1 protein-coding gene is annotated in these 244 nt (G+C 49.2%); it reads right to left on the bottom strand.

Annotation, left to right across the window (positions count from 1 at the left end; genetic code table 11):
* Positions 1-244, bottom strand: a 244-nt coding sequence (locus SB689_RS23930) for an ATP-binding protein (protein WP_410694520.1), incomplete at both ends; no start/stop codon positions are given.

Below are 244 nucleotides of genomic sequence, written 5' to 3'. Positions count from 1 at the left end.
CGAAAGGATTACGCTTTCGGTGTGCAACGGGCAATCAATAGAGAAACGGGAGCCGCGTTTTTCCAGCGAGGAGAAGCTAATACGGTGCCCGGGTAAATTGCTTATGAAATTTCGTACGATGTACAGCCCTAGTCCCAGCCCCATTTCAGCGTTCCGGCTTTGATTACCTACTTGGAAGAACTCCTCGAAAATCCTTTGCTTATATTTGTCGGGCACGCCAATGCCGGTGTCGATGATATCGATC

Source organism: Chryseobacterium sp. SIMBA_038 (assembly GCF_046535115.1).
In the GTDB taxonomy this organism is placed as follows: Bacteria; Bacteroidota; Bacteroidia; order Flavobacteriales; family Weeksellaceae; genus Chryseobacterium.
This window is presented reverse-complemented; position numbering and strand designations above follow the sequence as displayed.